The following is a 15,892-nucleotide window of genomic DNA, read 5'->3' on the forward strand; positions in this document are numbered from 1 at the left end:
CTAAATATAATTACCAGCGGAAGTGAGAGAATGCTTTGTTCGCCTCAGCCATACGGTGAGTATCTTCACGTTTTTTAAATGCAGATCCTCTACTTTCTAAAGCATCAATAACTTCACCTGCCAATCTAGCAGACATAGATCGCTCACTACGTTTACGAGAAGCATCTATCATCCAACGCATTGACAAACCCATTCTACGATTTGGACGTACTTCTACGGGCACTTGGTAGGTAGCACCACCTACACGACGAGACTTAACCTCAACTGCAGGCTGAACTTTCTCTAACGCCTTAATAAGCGCATCAACAGGTTCCGCATGACCCTTGCCTTCAATCGTATCAAGAGCGCCATAAACAATCTTCTCAGCGATTGATTTCTTACCATCAACCATGATCATATTCATAAACTTTGCTAACACTAAATTACCAAACTTTGGATCTGGGAGGATTTCGCGCTTTATCGCTTTTTTTCTTCTAGACATTATTTAAACTCGTTTAATATTAGTTTTTAGGGCGCTTAGCACCATATTTAGAACGGCCTCTACGACGCGCTTCTACACCAGATGTATCCAGGCTACCTCGGACTACGTGGTAACGTACACCAGGTAAATCTTTCACACGACCACCACGAATAAGTACAACCGAGTGCTCTTGGAGGTTATGGCCTTCACCACCAATATAGCTAGTTACTTCTGCGCCATTGGTCAGCCTTACACGAGCTACTTTACGAAGCGCTGAGTTTGGTTTTTTTGGTGTTGTTGTATAAACACGCGTACAAACACCCCGTCTCTGAGGACAAGCCTCTAGTGCTGGCACATTGCTTTTTTCTACTTTACGCTTTCTAGGTTTACGAACTAGTTGGTTAATAGTGGTCATATCTAATTTAGAGCTCCAAAAACTCGTGCAAAACATTTTCCACACATCCTATGACGTGCGTTTAAATTCTTATTTAGGTTATTTCAGTAAATATAAAAAATCCAATCTACCGAAGAGCGGGAATTTTAGGCAGATATCACTTATCTGTCAAGCATAATGAGTGCGTAATTATTCTTAGATAAGAAAATGCCAACCCATGGTTCAGGTTGGCATTCTTTAATCCCGCTACAATAGAATAATTAATTATTCTTGCATGTTAAGCGCTTGCTTCAACGCCTCTTCTGCCTCGTCATGTGCTGCTGCTGTAGTCACTTCTTCAACAATCTCTGGGCTCATCGATGCTGCTTTATTTTTTCTGCGTTCTAGGTGATGAGCCAAGCCTGTTCCAGCCGGTATAAGTCGACCAACAATGACGTTTTCCTTCAAACCATGCAAGTCATCTCTGGTACCTCTTACAGCTGCATCTGTTAGCACTCTTGTTGTTTCTTGGAAAGATGCTGCAGAAACAAACGATTCAGTCGCTAAGGATGCCTTTGTAATACCGAGTAGTACATTATCAGCTGTCGCAGGTACTTTACCTTCTGCTTCTAGTTGATCATTAACTTCAAGGAAACGAGTCTTTTCAACTTGCTCACCTTTGATGAATGAACTATCTCCACCAGACGTAATTTCAACTTTTCTTAACATTTGCCTAATAATTACTTCAATGTGCTTATCGTTGATCTTCACGCCTTGTAAACGATAAACATCTTGAATTTCATTTACCAAGTATCTCGCTAACTCAAAAACACCTCTCAATCTTAAAATATCATGTGGCGTTAATTCACCTTCAGCAATGGTTTCACCTTGCTCGACGTGCTCACCTTCAAATACTGTGATGTGTCTCCATTTTGGTATAAGCAATTCTTTAGTTTCACCATCTTTATCAGTGACCACTAAACGACGTTTACCTTTAGTCTCTTTACCAAAACTTACTGTACCAGTCATTTCAGCTAAGATAGCCGGATCTTTTGTTTTACGAGCTTCAAATAGATCGGCCACACGAGGAAGACCACCGGTAATATCACGAGTCTTACTTGATTCTTGTGGAATTCGCGCCAAAATATCAGCATTTTCTACGCTCATTCCATCAGTGACATTAACAACAGCGCCTGCAGGCATAACATAATGCGCAACAATGGTTGTACCAGGAATATAGACCGGCTCACCTTGTTCATCAACCAAGGTAATAGCTGGTCTTAAATCTTTACCGCTACTTCCACGCTGTTTCGCATCTGTCACTACTAAAGATGTTAAGCCTGTGATTTCATCCGAATGTTGTTGAACAGATACACCTTCTACAAAATCGGTAAAGATAACTTTACCATTTACCTCTGTAATAACAGGGTGAGTATGCGGATCCCATGTTGCTAAGACCGCACCGGCTGATAAGGTGTCACCTTCCTTAGCTGATAATTCAGAGCCATAAGGTATCTTATAGTTTTCACGAGTACGACCATATTCATCAACAACACTGATCTCACCGGAACGAGAAATAACAATCAGTTTATTCTCTTTGTTCTCAATTGTTTTTAGCTTGTCATTAAACGTTAGTGTACCTTCAGATTTTATCTGAATACTATTGATCGCAGCTGAACTAGACGCCGCACCACCAATATGGAAAGTACGCATAGTAAGCTGTGTACCAGGCTCACCAATTGACTGCGCTGCTACCACACCTACCGCTTCACCTAGGTTAACTAATTGTCCTCGGGCTAAATCGCGGCCGTAACACATCTTACAAATACCCTTACGATTTTCACAACTAATCGCAGAACGGACCATCACCTTATCTACACCCATTTCTTCAAGACGTTCTACCCATGCCTCGTCAATTAGTGTATTCCTTTCAACAATAATTTCATTAGTTGCGGCGCTAATGACATCTTGCGCGATAACTCGACCCAGTATTAAATTACCCAGTGGCTCAACAACCTCTCCACCTTCAATTAGCGGTGTTACTTCAAGGCCATTTTCAGTACCACAATCATCTGTTAAAACGACCATATCTTGTGCCACATCAACCAAACGACGAGTAAGGTAACCAGCATTCGCAGTTTTTAAAGCCGTGTCAGCCAAACCTTTACGAGCACCATGTGTAGAAACGAAGTACTGTAGAACGTTCAAACCTTCTCTGAAGTTAGCTGTAATAGGTGTTTCAATAATTGACCCATCTGGCTTAGCCATCAGGCCACGCATACCAGCAAGCTGTCTAATCTGCGCTGCTGAACCACGAGCACCAGAATCAGCCATCATGTAAACAGAATTAAATGATTTCTCCTTAACTGTTTCACCTTTGGCATCAACGACATCATCGCTACCTAAGTTATCCATCATTGCCTTAGCAACTTGCTCATTAGTATGAGACCAGATATCAATGACTTTATTGTAGCGTTCGCCATTAGTCACAAGTCCAGATGCATATTGACTCTCAACATCTTTAACTTCTTTTTGCGCTGATTTGATTAATTTACTTTTACTTTCCGGGATAACCATATCGTTAATACCAAACGATACCCCTGACTTAGTAGCATTTGAGAAACCAAGATACATAAGCTGATCAGCGAAAATAACCGTTTCTTTATCACCCAATTGGCGATAAGACGCATCAATTAACTGCATAATCGCTTTTTTAGTTAAATCTTTATTAACTAAATCAAAGTCTAATGATTTTGGAACAATATTCCATACTTGAGCACGACCCGTTGTCGTTTCAACAAGACGTCTGGTCACTGTGGTTTCACCGTTTTCATCGGTGTGCATTTCTTCAATACGAATTTTAACCTTTGAATGAAGACCAACAACGCCTGACTGGATAGCACGTGCCGCTTCTTCTACATCACTGAACGCCATGCCTTCACCAAGACCATTGATACGTTCGCGTGTCATGTAGTACAAACCCAACACAACATCTTGTGAAGGCACAATCACTGGCTCACCGTTTGCTGGAGACAAGATATTGTTTGTCGACATCATTAATGTTCTGGCTTCTAACTGTGCCTCTATCGATAATGGAACGTGGACAGCCATTTGGTCGCCGTCAAAGTCAGCGTTAAACGCAGAACAAACTAGCGGATGTAATTGAATCGCTTTACCTTCAATCAAGGTTGGTTCAAATGCTTGAATACCAAGACGGTGAAGTGTAGGAGCACGGTTCAGCATGATAGGATGCTCACGAATCACTTCAGCAAGAATATCCCAGACTTCTGGCCCTTCACGTTCAACCTGTTTCTTAGCTACTTTAATGGTTGTTGCTTCACCACGTAATTGTAATTTGTTAAAGATAAATGGCTTAAATAATTCAAGCGCCATTTTCTTAGGTAAACCACACTGATGTAATTTTAAGGTAGGTCCAACAACAATGACTGAACGCCCAGAATAATCAACACGTTTACCTAGTAAGTTTTGGCGGAAACGACCTTGCTTACCTTTAATCATATCAGCTAAAGATTTTAACGGACGACGGTTCGTACCTGTAATAGCACGGCCTCGTCTACCATTATCTAACAATGCATCAACAGATTCTTGAAGCATACGCTTCTCATTGCGAACAATGATGTCTGGCGCACTAAGGTCTAATAGACGATGTAAACGGTTATTTCTATTAATAACACGGCGATAAAGGTCGTTTAAGTCTGATGTCGCAAAACGGCCCCCATCTAATGGCACCAAAGGTCTTAATTCAGGTGGAAGTACAGGAAGCACTCTTAAAATCATCCATTCTGGTTTGTTTTTAGATTCAACCAGAGCCTCTAAAACTTTTAGACGCTTAGATATTTTTTTAATCTTTGTTTCTGATTTAGTTGCATTAATATCTGTACGACACGATTCCATTTCAGCGTTCAAATCAAGGGCTTTCAAAAGCCCATCAACCGCTTCCGCACCCATCAGCGCTGTAAATTCATCACCATGCTCTTCAAGGGCATCTAAGTGCTCTTCTTCTGTCATCAAAGTACCGGCTTCAAGCGCAGTTAAACCCGGATCAACAACAACAAATGATTCGAAATACAATACTCGCTCGATATCTCGTAATGTCATATTGAGTAATAAGGCGATACGTGATGGTAGCGACTTAAGGAACCAGATATGAGCAACTGGAGAGGCAAGGTCAATATGACCCATACGTTCACGTCTCACTTTGGACAATGTGACTTCTACACCACATTTTTCGCAAATAACACCGCGATGTTTTAGACGTTTATATTTACCACACAGACATTCATAATCATTAACTGGGCCGAAAATTTTTGCACAGAAAAGGCCATCTCTTTCTGGTTTAAATGTACGGTAATTAATCGTTTCAGGTTTTTTAACCTCGCCATATGACCATGATCTGATCATATCAGGTGAAGCTAGACCTATACGAATGGCATCAAACTCTTCAGTTTGGTTTTGTTGCTTTAAAAAATTGAGTAGATCTTTCAAGACCGTATCTCCTTGTTATCAGTTTTTGTTCAGCTAAATGCTAATAGAAAAAGAAATTAATCTTGTTCTAACTCTATATTGATACCCAGCGCTCTAATCTCTTTAACTAACACGTTAAATGACTCTGGCATTCCTGGATCCATTGTATGATTTCCATCAACAATGTTTTTGTACATTCGTGTACGTCCAGAAACATCATCAGACTTAACTGTTAGCATTTCCTGCAAAGTATATGCTGCACCGTAAGCTTCTAGTGCCCATACTTCCATCTCACCGAAGCGTTGGCCACCAAATTGTGCTTTACCACCAAGTGGTTGTTGAGTCACTAAGCTATAAGGTCCTGTTGATCTAGCATGCATTTTATCGTCAACCAAGTGATTAAGCTTTAGCATATACATGTAACCTACCGTCGTTTCTCTATCAAACGCTTCACCTGTACGGCCATCATAAAGTTGCACTTGACCCGTGTCTGAACGTCCACCAAGTTTCAACATTTGCTTCACTTCTGTTTCTGATGCACCATCAAACACTGGCGTAGCCATCGGAACACCGCCCTTTAAGTTTTCAGCCAATTCTAGAATCTCATCATCACTAAATGAGTCTAAATCTTCTTTACGACCACTGGTGTTATATACTTTATCTAAAAATTTACGCACTTTATCGACATTGGCTTTTGCTTCAAGCATTTTACCAATTTCATTACCTAAACCTTTAGCAGCCCACCCTAAGTGAGTTTCTAGCACCTGTCCAACGTTCATCCGCGAAGGAACACCCAATGGGTTTAGGACAACATCTACAGGGGTACCATCTTCCATATAGGGCATATCTTCTTCAGGTACAATCATTGAGATAACACCTTTGTTACCATGACGACCCGCCATTTTATCACCCGGTTGAATGCGTCGTTTAACAGCTAGATACACCTTAACCATTTTCAATACACCTGGCTGAAGGTCATCACCCATTGTAATTTTCTTACGCTTTTCTTCAAATAATTCATTAAGATCAATTCGTTGCTGTTCAATTTGTTCAGCTACTGCTTCAAGTTGAACATTAAGCCCTTCATCTTTGAATTTAATTTTTAACCAATCATGATTAGAAATACTAGATAGGTATTCTTTCGTAACTTTAGTGCCTTTTTTCAGTTTCTGTGGCCCAGAAACGGCCTCTTTGTCTAAAATAAGCTTTTCAACACGTAAAAACGTATCACCTTCAACAATCCTTAATTGATCATCAAGGTCTTTCTTAACACTGGCTAATTCTGCATCTTCAATTTCAATTGCACGTGCATCTTTATCAACTCCATCACGTGTAAATACTTTTACATCGATGACAGTACCTTGCATGCTTGAAGGAACGCGTAATGAAGTATCTTTTACGTCAGAAGCTTTTTCACCAAAGATCGCTCTTAACAATTTTTCTTCAGCAGTTAACTGACTTTCGCCTTTAGGTGTTACTTTACCAACAAGAATGTCGCCACCTTTAACTTCGGCACCGATATATACAATTCCAGATTCATCAAGCTTAGATAATGCACCTTCACCTACATTTGGAATATCAGCTGTAATTTCTTCAGAGCCTAATTTCGTGTCTCGTGCAACGCAGACTTTTTCTTCAATATGAATGGTAGTCAGGCGATCTTCCTTAACAACTTTTTCAGAAATAAGAATCGAATCTTCAAAGTTATAGCCATTCCAAGGCATAAACGCGACCATCATATTTTGACCAAGCGCTAATTCACCCATGTCAGTCGATGGACCATCTGCAAGAACGTCACCTTTAGCAATCAAGTCCCCTGGTTTAACCAATGGACGTTGGTTAATACAAGTGTTTTGGTTAGATCGTGTGTATTTTGTACAATTGTAAATATCTACACCCGATTCACCTGTTAACGTTTCTTCATCATTAACACGAACGATAATTCTTGACGCATCAACGTCATCGATTACACCACCACGCTCTGCAACAATTGTTACCCCTGAGTCAACAGCAACAGCACGCTCCATACCGGTACCTACTAATGGCTTGTCTGCCTTAAGGGTTGGAACTGCTTGACGTTGCATATTAGAGCCCATCAACGCACGGTTAGCATCATCATGCTCGAGGAAAGGAATAATAGAAGCCGCAACAGATACAATCTGTTTTGGTGATACATCCATATAGTCAATTTTATCAGCTGTAGCAATGGCAAACTCTTCTGCATGACGACATGTCACCATGTCTTCTACAAACCGGCCATTTTCGTCAATTTCAGCATTCGCCTGCGCGATATAGAAACGACCTTCTTCAATAGCTGATAAAAAGTCAACCTGATCAGTTAATTGGCCATCAACAACTTTTCTATACGGAGTTTCTAAGAAACCGTACTCATTAGTACGCGCATAAACAGCTAATGAGTTGATCAAACCAATATTTGGCCCCTCAGGTGTCTCAATAGGACACACTCGACCGTAATGAGTTGCATGCACATCTCGAACCTCAAAACCTGCTCTTTCACGAGCTAAACCACCTGGGCCTAAAGCAGAAACACGACGTTTATGTGTGATTTCTGATAACGGGTTATTTTGATCCATAAACTGCGACAATTGGCTTGAGCCAAAAAATTCTTTAATCGCAGCCGCTACAGGTTTTGCATTAATGATTTCCTGAGGCATTAAACCTTCAGAGTCTGCAATTGAAAGGCGCTCTTTAACAGCTCGTTCAACACGAACTAAACCGACTCTAAATTGGTTCTCAACCATCTCACCAACAGAGCGAATACGTCTGTTACCCAAGTGGTCAATATCATCAACTGAGCCTTCACCATTACGGATACTAATTAGCTCTTTAAGTACATCAATAATATCTTCGTTACTCAGTACGCCAGGACCTGTTATTTCTTCACGGCCAAGACGAAGATTAAACTTCATACGCCCAACTGTTGAGATGTCATAACGGTCTAATGTGAAAAACAAGTTCTGGAATAACTTTAGCGCTGATTCCTTCGTTGGTGGCTCACCTGGTCTCATCATACGATAAATTTCAACCAAGGCATCTAGTTGATCTACGGTTGAATCAATTTTCAACGTATTTGAGATAAAAGCACCTTTATCAAGATCATTTACATACAGTGTCTCAATAGTCGTTGCACCGCTATGTACAATATCGTCGATATTATCTTCAGTAACCTCTTCATTCAAATCGACAATAATCTCACCTGTTTCTTGGTTAACTATGGGCGTAGCCATAATTTTACCAATCAGGTATTCACTCGGCACATCAATTTGTTTAACACCAGCTTTGCTTAAGTCACGAATGTGTTTAGCTGTTACTCGACGCCCTTCTTCAATAAGGGTTTTACCATTAACCTTAACATCAAAACCAACAATTTCACCACGTAACCTTTCAGGCACGAGTTCCATTGTGAGTCCATTTTTGTTTAGGTGAAATACATTCTTTTCAAAGAACATATCTATAATTTGATCGTTAGTAAACTCTAACGCTTTAAGTAATACAGTGGCCGGCAATTTTCTACGACGATCGATACGTACATATACGATATCTTTATGATCGAATTCAAAGTCTAACCAAGAACCACGGTATGGAATAACACGGGCAGAAAAAAGTAATTTTCCAGATGAATGCGTCTTACCTTTGTCATGATCAAAGAACACACCAGGAGAGCGGTGCAGCTGCGACACTATAACGCGTTCAGTACCATTAATAACGAACGTACCATTATCAGTCATTAAGGGTAATTCACCCATATAAACTTCTTGCTCACGTATATCTTTTACGCGCTTAGAGCCAGCAGGAGAGTCTTTATCATAAATGACAAGCCTGACCTGTACTCTTAATGGTGATGCATATGTAGCACCACGTGATTGACATTCTTTAACATCAAACTTGGGCTTACCCAATCGGTAACTCACATATTCCAAAACAGCATAACCGGTATGACTAGTTATTGGAAACACACTACCTAACGCAGCGTGAAGACCAACAGAGTCAAGTTCATCTGCTTTTGCAACTTCGGATTGAAGAAAACGTTTGTAAGAACTAATTTGTGTTTCTAACAAGTAAGGCGTTTCCATTGCACCTTCTTGTCGACCAAATGTTTTACGAATACGTCTTTTCTCAGTATATGAGTACGCCATTTTTAAACCCTTTTTAATCAATTACTTCTAAATTTAGACTACATTCCAATTTAGAAACTTAATACCCTACAACGGGAAATAGGCCGACAGTTAACAACTGCCGACCCTATTCTTTTAAAAGCTTTTATAGCTTTTTAGTAACAACAAGAATTACTTAATTTCAGCAGCAGCACCTGCTTCTTCAAGTTGTTTTACTGTTTCTTCAGCTTCATCTTTTGACACTGCTTCTTTAACTGGAGCTGGAACACTTTCTACTAATGTTTTCGCTTCTTTCAAGCCTAGGCCAGTGATACCACGTACCGCCTTAATAGCAGAAACTTTGTTATCACCGAAGCTTGTCATAATAACGTCAAACTCAGTTTTTTCTTCTACGGCAGCCGCTTCGCCACCCGCAGCTGGTGCAGCCGCTACAGCAGCCGCTGCAGACACACCAAATTTTTCTTCCATCGCTTCAACTAGTTCTACGACGTCCATTACACTCATGTTTGAGATTGCTTCTAAAATATCTTCTTTGGAGACAGCCATTGTCTTAACCCCTATAATTTAAATTTGTTTGAAAAAATAATACCTATGCAGCCTGCTTTTGAACGCGGACAGCATCGACAGTTCTAACCAATTTCGCATGTGGCTCAGCAAGTGTTCTGACGAATTTCTCGACAGGTGCTTTCATCACAGACATCAACATACTGATTGCTTGGTCTTTTGTCGGTAGTTTAGATAGTCGTTCGAGTTCTGAAGCCTCAAGTAATTGGCCACTGACAGAAACAAATTTTGTTTCTAGCTTTGCATGGTCTTTACTAAAGGTTTTCACCAATCGAGCCGCACAACCTGGATCTTCCATCGAGAACGCTACAATTAGCGGGCCCGATAAAGCGTCTTGAATACATTCAAAATCTGTATTTTCAACTGCTTTTCGTACCAACGTGTTTTTTACCACACGTAAATACACACCAGATTCACGAGCTTGTTGACGAAGCTCAGTCATCTCAACAACAGTCAAACCACGGTATTCTGCTGCAACCACTGAAAATGCATTTGCAGCTACCTCAGCCACTTCAGCAACTACCGCTTGTTTTTGCTCAAGATTTAGTGGCATATATACCTCCTGACTACTGTATGTAATAACCTAAGTTATTACGGTTTATAAAACCCAAAAAGGGCACCCTAACGGGGCCATCCTTTAAAATAAAATTAAGGACTTTACCGCCTGCGTAGGAAATTAAGCAAAATCTGCTCCTACGGTCTTTGACGATTGTTAATTATTTTAACAATCCAAAGTTTTGCTTCGAATACGAAGCTTCTAGCCAATAGAAACGCTAGATTGATCAACCATCAGACCAGGGCCCATTGTGGTTGACACACTAATTTTCTTTAAGTAAACACCTTTAGCAGCAGCTGGTTTAGCTTTGATCAAATCAGACAACAGTGCTTCCATGTTTTCTTTAAGTGCATTTTCATTAAACGTTGTTTTACCTATACTGCAATGGATAATGCCAGCTTTATCAGTTCTATAACGCACTTGACCACCTTTAGCATTTCTTACAGCGGTTGCCACATCTGCAGTAACTGTTCCAACTTTCGGGTTAGGCATCAAACCACGTGGGCCCAATATCTGCCCAAGTGTACCAACAACACGCATAGCATCAGGTGACGCAATCACAACATCAAAATCCATCTCGCCCGCTTTTACTTGGGCAGCCAAATCATCCATACCTACAACATCTGCACCTGCTTCTGTTGCAGCTTCAGCATTTGCACCTTGAGTAAACACTGCAACGCGAACAACTTTACCTGTACCATTTGGCAATAATGTAGACCCTCTAACATTTTGCTCAGATTTACGTGAATCAATGCCAAGGTTGACGCTTACGTCTACTGATTCTTCAAATTTACTGATGGCCAGTTCTTTTAGAATTGAGAACGCATTGTTTGCATCATATGCTTTTCCGGGCTCAACTTTCTCTTTAATTAGTTTTGCTTTTTTGGTTAGCTTAGCCATTTACACACCCTCCACATCAATACCCATACTACGAGCACTACCCGCAATCGTTCTTACAGCAGCATCCATATCAGCTGCAGTAATATCTGCATCTTTTACTTTGGCAATTTCTTCAAGCTGTTCACGTGTCACCTTTGCAACTTTTACAGTATTTGGTGTACCACTACCTTTTTGAATACCGGCTGCCTTTTTTAATAAAATTGAAGCTGGAGGTGTCTTGGTGATAAATGTAAAGCTTTTATCAGCGAAAACTGAAATAACCACAGGGATAGGCAAGCCTTTTTCCATACTCTGAGTTTTAGCGTTAAACGCCTTACAAAACTCCATGATATTTACACCGTGCTGACCCAACGCTGGACCCACTGGTGGACTTGGATTTGCTTCACCTGCTTTCACCTGTAACTTAATATAGGCATCAATCTTTTTAGCCATCTTACTCTCCTAATTGGGTCAAACGCCTTACGGCTCCCCCGTTAATAACAATCAGACCTTTTCGACCTGACCAAATTCTAAGTCTACCGGTGTGGCACGACCAAAGATCAATACGGATGCGCGTAACGAGCTTTTATCATAATTGACTTCTTCGACTGTACCATTAAAGTCTTTGAATGGCCCATCGTTAATGCGAATAACCTCACCTACTTCAAAGAGTACTTTAGGTCGTGGCTTCTCAACACCTTCTTGTATTCTATTAAGTATTTTATTTGCTTCAGCTTCTGAGATAGGTGCTGGACGATCACTTTTACCACCAATAAACCCTAATACTTTATTTGTGTCTTTTACCAAGTGCCAAGTATCATCATCTAGTTCCATTTGAACCAATACATAGCCTGGAAAAAACTTGCGCTCACTTCTTTTTTGCTGACCTTCACGCATTTCTACAACTTCTTCAGTTGGCACTAAGATCTCACCGAACTTATCTTGCATACCTTCACGTTCAATCGCCTCTTCCAATGAGCTTTTTACTCTGTGCTCAAAGTTTGAATAAGCGTGAACCACATACCAACGCAACGTCATATTATTAGCCTTAACCTGTTATATAGCCAATGCCCCACATAAGCAGGCCATCAAACATCCATAATAAAATTCCAACAAACAAAACCATCACTGCAACAATTAACGTCGTCTGCATGGTTTCTTTTTTAGTTGGCCAAACAATCTTTTTAAGCTCAATTTTAGAGCCCTGAGCAAATTGCCACAATGATTGCCCTAAGCCTGTGCTATACACCAAACCAACTGCAAAAGATAACGCAACAAGCAAGCCTATTACTCGAAACAACAAAGACTCATCTGCGTAATAATAAAACCCAGCTATTGACGCGACTATAACTACAACTGCTAACGCTAATTTTGCTACATCCAGTTGACCAGAGCCTTGATCTGTTTCTGCATTCATAGTGATTAATTTCTCTCGATCAAAGTAAGAAAGGTCAGCACCTTCCAAATGGCAGGCCAGGAGGGAATCGAACCCCCAACCTGCGGTTTTGGAGACCGCTGCTCTGCCAATTGAGCTACTGACCTATACTTATTGAATTAAATTTTATTATGTTATTACTCAATAATTTTAGCAACAACACCGGCACCAACTGTTCGGCCACCTTCGCGAATAGCGAAACGTAAACCTTCTTCCATGGCAATCGGGTTGATTAATTTGACGGTCATTTGCACGTTATCACCTGGCATCACCATTTCGATACCTTCTGGCAAGTCACATGCACCTGTTACGTCTGTCGTTCTAAAGTAGAACTGTGGACGGTAACCGTTGAAGAATGGTGTGTGACGACCACCTTCATCTTTACCTAACACATAGACTTCTGCTTCGAAGTGTGTGTGAGGTGTGATTGATCCAGGCTTAGCTAATACTTGACCACGCTCTACGTCTTCACGTTTTGTACCACGTAGTAAGATACCAACGTTATCGCCAGCTTCACCTTGATCTAATAATTTGCGGAACATTTCAACACCGGTACACGTGGTTGTGACCGTGTCTTTGATACCAACGATTTCAATTTCTTCACCAACGTTGATAACACCGCGCTCAATACGACCGGTTACAACTGTTCCACGACCTGAGATTGAGAATACGTCTTCAACTGGCATAATGAAGTCGCCGTCTACAGCACGTTCTGGTAATGGGATGTATGAGTCAAGTGCTTCAACTAGTTTAAGCACAGATGGAACACCAATGTCTGATGTATCGCCTTCTAGGGCTTTAAGTGCTGAACCTGTTACGATTGGTGTGTCATCACCTGGGAATTCGTACATGTCTAATAGTTCACGTACTTCCATTTCTACTAGTTCTAATAGCTCTTCATCGTCAACCATATCCGCTTTGTTAAGGAATACGACGATGTATGGAACACCCACTTGACGTGATAACAAGATATGTTCACGTGTTTGAGGCATAGGGCCGTCTGCAGCTGAACATACTAGAATGGCACCATCCATTTGCGCCGCACCTGTGATCATGTTTTTAACGTAATCGGCGTGACCTGGACAGTCTACGTGAGCATAGTGACGTGTATTTGATTCATATTCAACGTGTGATGTTGCAATGGTAATACCACGCTCACGTTCTTCTGGTGCATTGTCAATTTCATCAAAGGCTTTAACTTCTCCACCCATGGCTTCAGCCATAACTTTCGTTAACGCAGCCGTTAATGTTGTTTTTCCGTGATCAACGTGGCCAATTGTGCCTACGTTTACATGGGGCTTATTTCTTTCAAATTTTTCTTTAGACATTACGCACCTTTTATTCGAATATTAATTTAAATTAAAAACCACAATCACTTCTTAACAACTAGATACAACTGGAGCCCATAATCGGAATTGAACCGATGGCCTCTTCCTTACCAAGGAAGTGCTCTACCCCTGAGCTATATGGGCTTGACCCATGCCGCAATGGAGCGGGTGATGGGAATCGAACCCACGTGTTCAGCTTGGAAGGCTGACGTTCTACCATTGAACTACACCCGCGGTCATTTCGGCTCTACCAAAAATGGTGGAGGGGGGAGGATTCGAACCTCCGAAGGCTGAGCCGTCAGATTTACAGTCTGATCCCTTTGGCCGCTCGGGAACCCCTCCGAAATTAGCCGACTATTGTCTTTGATTTAATTTTGGCTGTCAACAACCAATATACTTCTTAATAAAAGATTTTAGTCTGTATGTAAACTTTGCATTACCGACTGGATATCACCGGCACAAATACCCGGTATTTTCTCAATTGCACGATCCATTGCAGCCTCAATTAATACATTATCCGCTTTACTGGGCGCCTTTAATACATAATTTACAACTTTATTGCGATCACCTGGGTGCCCCACCCCAAGTCTAAGCCTATAAAACTCTTTGGATGATAAATGCGCGATTATATCTCGAAGACCATTATGCCCGCCATGACCCCCTCCTTTCTTCAATCGCACTATGCCAGGCTCCAAGTCCAACTCATCATGCACAATCATGACATTTTCTGGCTGGACAGAATAATACTTTGCATAGGCCGATACTGACAAGCCACTTTTATTCATAAATGTTTGCGGCTTGATTAACCTAACCATGCTGTTACCAATTACGCACTTTGACACATCGGCTTTAAATTTAGCGTCATAATTAAAGCGCACACCTTCTCTTTGAGCCAAAGCATCTAACAATAAAAACCCGACATTATGTCGGGTTTTTTTATACTCATCGCCCGGATTGCCCAGACCGACTATTACTGAAATCATTTATTACTCGCCAGAACCCTCTTCGGACTCACCTTCAGCTGATTCAGCACCTTCAACATCTTCGTCTACTTCTGCTGCTCTGTTGGCATGAATTGCAACCACCTGCAGATCGTGGTCTTCACCTTGCAACAAGGCAACCATTTCTAGACCATCGGCCAACTTAATGTCGGACAAGTGCAAACTATCACCAATTTCTAGAGCCGATACATCCACTTCTATAAACTCAGGCAAATTATTAGGTAAACATTGGATCTCAACATCCACTAGGCTATGCGTTACCACACCACCCTGTTTAGCGCCTGGAGCCTCTTCTTCACCAATAAAGTGAATAGGCACATGAACTTTTAATTTTTCCTTCATGCTGACACGCATAAAATCCGCATGCATTAAAATATTTTTCGCAGGATGACGCTGTAACGCTTTGATAATAACGCTTTCTTTCTTTCCATCCACATCAATAGATAAAATATGCGAGAAAAAGGCTTCATTTTCCGTGCTATGCATTAATTGATTATGGCCCAAAGTTATCGAAACAGGTTCTTCACCCGCCCCATAAATTACAGCTGGAACCATTTCTTGTTTGCGTAAACGACGCGTTGCACCTTTACCTAAGTCATTACGAATCGATGCCGCCAATTCAAAGCTGATACTCATCTAACTTTCTCCAAAAATAATATTTAATTTGCGCTAAAC

At 41.0% G+C, this 15,892-nt stretch carries 13 protein-coding genes, 4 tRNA genes and 1 other annotated feature; all 17 genes read right to left on the reverse strand.

Going from position 1 to position 15,892, the window contains the following annotated elements; genetic code table 11:
* Positions 1-10: 10 nt before the first annotated feature.
* Positions 11-481, reverse strand: a complete 471-nt coding sequence (gene rpsG, locus Q91_RS08705) for a 30S ribosomal protein S7 (protein WP_015006523.1) — start codon at positions 479-481, stop codon at positions 11-13.
* A 19-nt stretch (positions 482-500) separates the two neighbouring features.
* Positions 501-875, reverse strand: coding sequence for a 30S ribosomal protein S12 (gene rpsL, locus Q91_RS08710; protein WP_016391041.1), 375 nt, complete (start codon positions 873-875; stop codon positions 501-503).
* Positions 876-1,118: 243 nt separating this feature from the next.
* The gene (gene rpoC / locus Q91_RS08715) at positions 1,119-5,339 is read right to left on the reverse strand and encodes a DNA-directed RNA polymerase subunit beta' (RefSeq protein WP_015006525.1); all 4,221 of its coding nucleotides are present in this window, start codon (positions 5,337-5,339) and stop codon (positions 1,119-1,121) included.
* A gap of 56 nt (positions 5,340-5,395) precedes the next feature.
* On the reverse strand, positions 5,396-9,475 hold the full coding sequence (gene rpoB, locus Q91_RS08720) for a DNA-directed RNA polymerase subunit beta (protein WP_015006526.1): 4,080 nt from the start codon (positions 9,473-9,475) through the stop codon (positions 5,396-5,398).
* 150 nt (positions 9,476-9,625) lie between these two features.
* Entirely contained in the window at positions 9,626-10,000 is a 375-nt protein-coding gene (rplL, locus tag Q91_RS08725; protein WP_015006527.1) for a 50S ribosomal protein L7/L12, read from the reverse strand.
* A 43-nt stretch (positions 10,001-10,043) separates the two neighbouring features.
* Positions 10,044-10,571 carry a 50S ribosomal protein L10 gene (gene rplJ / locus Q91_RS08730; RefSeq protein WP_015006528.1) on the reverse strand — a complete coding sequence of 176 codons (528 nt, stop codon included), beginning with the start codon at positions 10,569-10,571 and terminating at the stop codon, positions 10,044-10,046.
* A 46-nt stretch (positions 10,572-10,617) separates the two neighbouring features.
* Positions 10,618-10,742: a sequence feature (ribosomal protein L10 leader region), on the reverse strand.
* A gap of 33 nt (positions 10,743-10,775) precedes the next feature.
* Complete coding sequence (gene rplA, locus Q91_RS08735; RefSeq protein WP_015006529.1) at positions 10,776-11,474, reverse strand: 50S ribosomal protein L1; 699 nt, start codon at positions 11,472-11,474, stop codon at positions 10,776-10,778.
* On the reverse strand, positions 11,475-11,906 hold the full coding sequence (rplK, locus tag Q91_RS08740) for a 50S ribosomal protein L11 (RefSeq protein ID WP_015006530.1): 432 nt from the start codon (positions 11,904-11,906) through the stop codon (positions 11,475-11,477).
* Positions 11,907-11,957: 51 nt separating this feature from the next.
* Complete coding sequence (nusG, locus tag Q91_RS08745) at positions 11,958-12,491, reverse strand: transcription termination/antitermination protein NusG (protein ID WP_015006531.1); 534 nt, start codon at positions 12,489-12,491, stop codon at positions 11,958-11,960.
* A 10-nt stretch (positions 12,492-12,501) separates the two neighbouring features.
* A complete protein-coding gene (secE, locus tag Q91_RS08750) occupies positions 12,502-12,870 on the reverse strand; it encodes a preprotein translocase subunit SecE (protein ID WP_020932174.1) in 369 nt (122 codons plus the stop codon).
* A 49-nt stretch (positions 12,871-12,919) separates the two neighbouring features.
* Positions 12,920-12,995 (reverse strand) — tRNA-Trp (locus Q91_RS08755).
* Between the two features lie 30 nt (positions 12,996-13,025).
* Positions 13,026-14,216, reverse strand: a complete 1,191-nt coding sequence (tuf, locus tag Q91_RS08760; protein ID WP_015006521.1) for an elongation factor Tu — start codon at positions 14,214-14,216, stop codon at positions 13,026-13,028.
* A 69-nt stretch (positions 14,217-14,285) separates the two neighbouring features.
* Positions 14,286-14,360 (reverse strand) — tRNA-Thr (locus tag Q91_RS08765).
* Between the two features lie 16 nt (positions 14,361-14,376).
* Positions 14,377-14,450 (reverse strand) — tRNA-Gly (locus Q91_RS08770).
* 23 nt (positions 14,451-14,473) lie between these two features.
* Positions 14,474-14,558: transfer RNA gene (locus Q91_RS08775), tRNA-Tyr, on the reverse strand.
* 71 nt (positions 14,559-14,629) lie between these two features.
* Positions 14,630-15,199: an aminoacyl-tRNA hydrolase gene (pth, locus tag Q91_RS08780; protein ID WP_015006533.1), complete on the reverse strand. Its 570-nt coding sequence runs from the start codon at positions 15,197-15,199 to the stop codon at positions 14,630-14,632.
* A 3-nt stretch (positions 15,200-15,202) separates the two neighbouring features.
* Positions 15,203-15,853, reverse strand: coding sequence for a 50S ribosomal protein L25/general stress protein Ctc (locus Q91_RS08785; RefSeq protein WP_015006534.1), 651 nt, complete (start codon positions 15,851-15,853; stop codon positions 15,203-15,205).
* Between the last annotated feature and the right edge of the window lie 39 nt (positions 15,854-15,892).

The organism is Cycloclasticus sp. P1, assembly GCF_000299965.1.
GTDB lineage: Bacteria > Pseudomonadota > Gammaproteobacteria > Methylococcales > Cycloclasticaceae > Cycloclasticus > Cycloclasticus pugetii.

Coding starts and splice junctions, on each gene's coding strand:
- rpsG (WP_015006523.1), bottom strand. CDS start 481: ATGTCTAGAAGAAAAAAAGCGATAAAGCGCGAAATCCTCCCAGATCCA.
- rpsL (WP_016391041.1), bottom strand. CDS start 875: ATGACCACTATTAACCAACTAGTTCGTAAACCTAGAAAGCGTAAAGTA.
- rpoB (WP_015006526.1), bottom strand. CDS start 9,475: ATGGCGTACTCATATACTGAGAAAAGACGTATTCGTAAAACATTTGGT.
- rplL (WP_015006527.1), bottom strand. CDS start 10,000: ATGGCTGTCTCCAAAGAAGATATTTTAGAAGCAATCTCAAACATGAGT.
- rplJ (WP_015006528.1), bottom strand. CDS start 10,571: ATGCCACTAAATCTTGAGCAAAAACAAGCGGTAGTTGCTGAAGTGGCT.
- rplA (WP_015006529.1), bottom strand. CDS start 11,474: ATGGCTAAGCTAACCAAAAAAGCAAAACTAATTAAAGAGAAAGTTGAG.
- rplK (WP_015006530.1), bottom strand. CDS start 11,906: ATGGCTAAAAAGATTGATGCCTATATTAAGTTACAGGTGAAAGCAGGT.
- nusG (WP_015006531.1), bottom strand. CDS start 12,491: ATGACGTTGCGTTGGTATGTGGTTCACGCTTATTCAAACTTTGAGCAC.
- secE (WP_020932174.1), bottom strand. CDS start 12,870: ATGAATGCAGAAACAGATCAAGGCTCTGGTCAACTGGATGTAGCAAAA.
- tuf (WP_015006521.1), bottom strand. CDS start 14,216: ATGTCTAAAGAAAAATTTGAAAGAAATAAGCCCCATGTAAACGTAGGC.
- pth (WP_015006533.1), bottom strand. CDS start 15,199: ATGATTTCAGTAATAGTCGGTCTGGGCAATCCGGGCGATGAGTATAAA.
- Q91_RS08785 (WP_015006534.1), bottom strand. CDS start 15,853: ATGAGTATCAGCTTTGAATTGGCGGCATCGATTCGTAATGACTTAGGT.